This window comes from Sphingopyxis sp. (genome assembly GCF_035565275.1).
Classification (GTDB): domain Bacteria; phylum Pseudomonadota; class Alphaproteobacteria; order Sphingomonadales; family Sphingomonadaceae; genus Sphingopyxis.
The window spans coordinates 1-4,296 of the sequence record NZ_DATMST010000088.1 but is presented as its reverse complement, the minus strand read 5'-3'; the positions used below and the strand labels follow the sequence as shown (position 1 = coordinate 4,296).

General features: G+C 64.5%; 5 protein-coding genes and 1 pseudogene. 1 reads left to right on the top strand and 5 read right to left on the bottom strand.

Annotation, left to right across the window (positions count from 1 at the left end; genetic code table 11):
* Together aat and VN047_RS06715 are read right to left on the bottom strand one after the other, a co-directional pair.
* Positions 1-590: leucyl/phenylalanyl-tRNA--protein transferase (gene aat / locus VN047_RS06720; protein WP_325541320.1), on the bottom strand; the 590-nt coding region annotated here is incomplete at its 3' end.
* A 62-nt stretch (positions 591-652) separates the two neighbouring features.
* Positions 653-1,483, bottom strand: a complete 831-nt coding sequence (locus tag VN047_RS06715) for a class I SAM-dependent methyltransferase (RefSeq protein WP_325541318.1) — start codon at positions 1,481-1,483, stop codon at positions 653-655.
* An 82-nt stretch (positions 1,484-1,565) separates the two neighbouring features.
* Between VN047_RS06715 and VN047_RS06710 the strand changes: the two genes are divergently transcribed.
* Complete coding sequence (locus tag VN047_RS06710; protein ID WP_325541316.1) at positions 1,566-1,754, top strand: hypothetical protein; 189 nt, start codon at positions 1,566-1,568, stop codon at positions 1,752-1,754.
* A gap of 83 nt (positions 1,755-1,837) precedes the next feature.
* Here VN047_RS06710 and VN047_RS06705 read toward each other — a convergent pair whose 3' ends face one another.
* The 3 genes and pseudogenes from VN047_RS06705 to VN047_RS06695 all read right to left on the bottom strand — a co-directional run.
* Positions 1,838-3,328 carry a CpaF family protein gene (locus VN047_RS06705; RefSeq protein ID WP_325541314.1) on the bottom strand — a complete coding sequence of 497 codons (1,491 nt, stop codon included), beginning with the start codon at positions 3,326-3,328 and terminating at the stop codon, positions 1,838-1,840.
* Between the two features lie 193 nt (positions 3,329-3,521).
* Complete coding sequence (locus VN047_RS06700; RefSeq protein ID WP_325541312.1) at positions 3,522-3,779, bottom strand: ATP synthase F1 subunit epsilon; 258 nt, start codon at positions 3,777-3,779, stop codon at positions 3,522-3,524.
* A 45-nt stretch (positions 3,780-3,824) separates the two neighbouring features.
* Positions 3,825-4,296, bottom strand: a pseudogene (locus VN047_RS06695) (F0F1 ATP synthase subunit beta); the annotation flags it as partial.

Genomic DNA, 4,296 nt, shown 5'->3' with positions numbered 1-4,296 from the left:
GGCGAGGGCACGGCGACGCCAGCCGCGCCCGCGGCCCCGGTCGCACCGCCCAAAATTGCGGCGCCGTCGCCGCCTGCCAAAACCGAATAAAGCCGCGCCAGATAGTCGGCCTGGCGGATTTCGATCGCGCCGAGGCTGGCGAGGTGCGGGGTGATGAACTGGCAGTCGAGCAATTTCCAGCCGCCGGCGACGAGCCGCGCGACCAGATGCGCGAGCGCGACCTTGGACGCGTCGCGCGCGCGGCTGACCATCGATTCGCCGAAAAAGGCGCGGCCAAGCGTTACGCCGTAGAGCCCGCCCGCGAGCTCGCCGTCGAGCCAGCATTCGACGCTATGTGCATGGCCGAGCTGGAACAGGCGATCGTAACTCGCACGGATGACGGGGTTGATCCACGTCGTCGGCCGGTCGTCGGCGGGCTCCGCGCAGAGCGCGACCATCTCGGCAAACGCCGTGTCGGTGGTCACGCGAAAGCGATCCGACACGATGACCTTCCTCAGGCTGTGCGACAGGTGAAAGCCGTCCAGTGGCAGGATCGCACGCAGCCGCGGTTCGACCCAATGGACCGACGGGTCGTCCGCCCCGTCGGCCATCGGAAAAATGCCCTGCGCATAGGCGCTGAGGAGCAGCGCCGGGTCGATGGATTCGAAGTGCTTCAGCTTGCGGGCTTCACGAATTTCAGCGTCATGCGATCCGATTCACCGATCGCGACATATTTTGCGCGGTCGGTCTCACCCTCGGTCAGGTTCGGCGGCAGCGTCCAGACGCCCTTCGGATAATCCTTGGTGTCCTTCGGATTGGCGTTGATCTCGCTTTCGCCCGCCAGCTTGAAACCCGCGGCTTCGGCAAAGGCGACGATCGAGCTTTTCTTCATATAGCCCGACTTTTCTTCCTTCGCGCTGTCGTCGCCTTCGTTGAGGCGATGCTCGACGACGCCCAATGTGCCGCCGGGTTTGAGCATCGCGAAAATCTGCCTGAAGGCATCGGCCGCCTTGTCGCTGCCGCCGAAGCGCCAGTTATGGACGTTGCGGAAGGTCAGCACGACATCGGCGCTGCCGTCGGGAACCTTGGCACCCGCGCCGGTGGCCGGAAACTCGGCGAGCTTGACCGCGCCGTAGGTGCCGGCGTCGGCCGCCTGCTTTTCCTTGATCTTGTTCAGCCCGCGCTCCCATGGCGCCGCGGCATAGAGCGTGCCGCCGCCCGCCTTCGCGAGCGGAGCGAGGATTTCGGTGTACCATCCCCCGCCGGGCCAAAGCTCGACCACCGTGTCGCCGGGCTTCACGCCGAAAAAGGCGAGCGTTTCGGCGGGGTGGCGATATTGGTCACGCGGCGTGTTCGTCGGGGTGCGGGTGGGAGCGGCGACCGCGGCGGCGATCGCGTCGCTGCTCTTGGGCGCGGCGTGACCGGCGTGGGCGTCGTGCTGCATCGCGGTGGCAGGAACGGCGATCAGCGCGGCGGCACTTGCAACCAGTAATATCGAACGCATATGGGGCACCTCTCTGCTTGAGGGACTTCGTCTCCTTGCGGAGACTGGGGGGAAAACCCTGTTTGCGAAGGGATGCGCGGCAATGCAAGTGTCGATGCTGTCAGTGGGGATCGGCGCGGCGATCCTGTTCGCCGTGGCCGAGGTTGCGAACTGGCGCCGCAACAACCGCCGCGACGTCGACAATGTCGGTTTCATGCCCTGGCGCGGGATCGCACTTGCGTCCGCCGCGGTTGCGCTGTTTGCGACGGCGTTCTGGCTGGGCGGGAAATAACGTCGCCCCCGCGAAGGCGGGGGCCGCTGGAAATGGTGCGCAATGTCGATAGCGGCCCCCGCCTTCGCGGGGGCGACGGAGAATTACAGGCAAGCCTCGAGATAGGGCTGGTCGAAGCCGTACTGACGCGCCTTTTCCAGGGTATAGGGACGCAGGCCCATCGCGCGATATTCGCCGACGATCTTGCCGTCCTTGTCCTCGTCCAGATATTCGAACTTGAAGAGTTCCTGGGTGACGATGACGTCGCCTTCCATGCCGATCACCTCGGTGACGTTGGTGACGCGGCGCGAGCCGTCGCGCAGGCGCTTGATCTGGACGATCAGGTCGACCGAGTCGGCGATCTGCTTTGAAATCGCTTCCTTCGGGATCTTGATGTCGCCCATCAGCACCATATTCTCCATACGGCCGAGGCATTCGCGGGGCGAGTTGCTGTGGAGCGTACACATCGACCCGTCGTGACCCGTGTTCATCGCGGCGAGCAGGTCGAAACACTCCGCGCCGCGAACTTCGCCCATGATGATGCGGTCGGGGCGCATACGCAGCGCGTTCTTGACGAGATCGCCCATGTGGATCGCGCCATTGCCCTCGAGGTTCGCGGGGCGCGTTTCGAGCGGCAGCCAGTGCGGCTGCTGCAGGCGAAGTTCGGCGGCGTCCTCGATCGTCAGCACGCGTTCGCCGGGGTCGATCATCTTGGAGAGCGCGTTGAGCATGGTGGTCTTGCCCGAACCCGTGCCGCCCGAGATGACGATGTTGAACCGGCTGGCGCCCGCGATCTTCAGCGCGGTGCACATCTTCTGGCTCATCGCACCCCATTGGCAGAGCATGTCGAGCGTGATCGGCTTGGCCGAGAATTTGCGAATCGAGATCGCGGTGCCGCGCAAGCTGAGCGGCGGGACGATCACGTTGACGCGGCTGCCGTCCTTCAGACGGGCGTCGGCGAGCGGGGTGGTCTGGTCGACGCGGCGGCCGACGAGGTTGCAGATGCGTTGCGCGATCTGGAACAGATGCTGTTCGTCGCGGAACTGGATCGGCGCGATGACGAGCTGGCCCTTGCGCTCGATATAGGTCTGGTACGGGCCGTTGACCATGATGTCGCTGATGTCGGGGTCGGCGAGCAATTCCTCGAGCGGGCCGAAGCCGAGCAGTTCGTCGACGAGCACCTTTTCGAGCGCGAACTGTTCGCGGCGGTTCAGGGTGATGCGCAGTTCAGCGAGCACTTCGAGGATGATCGGGCGGAATTCCTCGGTCAGCTCGTCCTTCGACAGCGTCGCTGCGGCTTCGGGATCGACGCGTTCGAGCAGGCGCGGCAGCACCTGTTCCTTGATCTTGTGGACCGATGCTTCGAACCCTTGCGCCTTTTCGGGCTCGGCCATTTCGGCGGTCGAACGCTGGTTCAGCCGCTCCATCGCCTCTTCTTCGGGCGACAGGTTCGAGGGCATCGGGGGGATTTCGACGGGCGTATCGATTGCAGGGAATTGCGCTCCGCCGGGCACACCGGGGCCAGTCTGCATCGGCTTCGCCACGCCAAAGGCGGGGCGGCCGGCGGTTCCGGGGCGGCGTCCGAATGCACTCATCCGTTTTATCCTGCTTCGTATCGAACGGCAGGGAATTGCGCCGCTCCTGTCGGCGAACCCCCCATCCGACACGGTGAATAAACCGGAAACTTTGATATTGTCCTAATGCGCCCGAGACACGCGACGCGGACAGGAAAAAAGCCCGCATCGCGAGGATGCGGGCTTTTGATCCAACCTGTGGACGGTGGAAAACTTATCCGGCGATATGCTCGGCGAGGACGGTCAGACCCGCTTCGTTGACTTCGGCGAAGCCGCCTTCGACCTCGATCACCTCGGGCGCAGCGCCCGCGGTGGCATAGATCGTCAGCGGCCCGTTGCGCAGCGTCGCCATGAACGGCGCGTGGCCTTCGAGCACCGAGAAATCGCCCTCGCTGCCGGGGACCGTGACCATATGGACGTCGATCGACCGCTCGAGGCGGGCGGGAGTGACGAGTTCGAACTTCAGAGCCATGATATGTCCTTTGACCCCTCCCGCGCGGAGAGGGGCACAGGTTTGTTACGCGTCTTCGGCGAGCTTCGCGGCCTTGGCGACTGCTTCGTCGATGCCGCCGACCATATAGAAGGCCGCTTCGGGCAGATGGTCATATTCGCCGTCGACCACGGCCTTGAACGACTTCACCGTGTCTTCGATCGCCACGAACTTGCCGGGGATGTTGGTGAAGACTTCGGCGACGTGGAACGGCTGCGACAGGAAGCGCTGGATCTTGCGCGCGCGGGCGACGACCAGCTTGTCCTCTTCCGAAAGCTCGTCCATGCCGAGAATCGCGATGATGTCCTGCAGCGACTTGTACTTCTGCAGCGTTTCCTGAACGCGGCGGGCGGTCTCGTAATGCTCCTGGCCGACGATCGCGGCGGTCAGCACGCGGCTGGTCGAATCGAGCGGATCGACCGCCGGATAGATGCCGAGTTCCGAAATCGCGCGGTTCAGCGTCGTCGTCGCGTCCAAGTGGGCGAACGAGGTTGCCGGG

Excerpts from the sequence above, each read along its gene's own strand:
- VN047_RS06715 (WP_325541318.1), bottom strand. The coding sequence starts at position 1,483 with ATGCGTTCGATATTACTGGTTGCAAGTGCCGCCGCGCTGATCGCCGTT.
- VN047_RS06705 (WP_325541314.1), bottom strand. The coding sequence starts at position 3,328 with ATGAGTGCATTCGGACGCCGCCCCGGAACCGCCGGCCGCCCCGCCTTT.
- VN047_RS06700 (WP_325541312.1), bottom strand. The coding sequence starts at position 3,779 with ATGGCTCTGAAGTTCGAACTCGTCACTCCCGCCCGCCTCGAGCGGTCG.
- VN047_RS06710 (WP_325541316.1), top strand. The coding sequence starts at position 1,566 with ATGCAAGTGTCGATGCTGTCAGTGGGGATCGGCGCGGCGATCCTGTTC.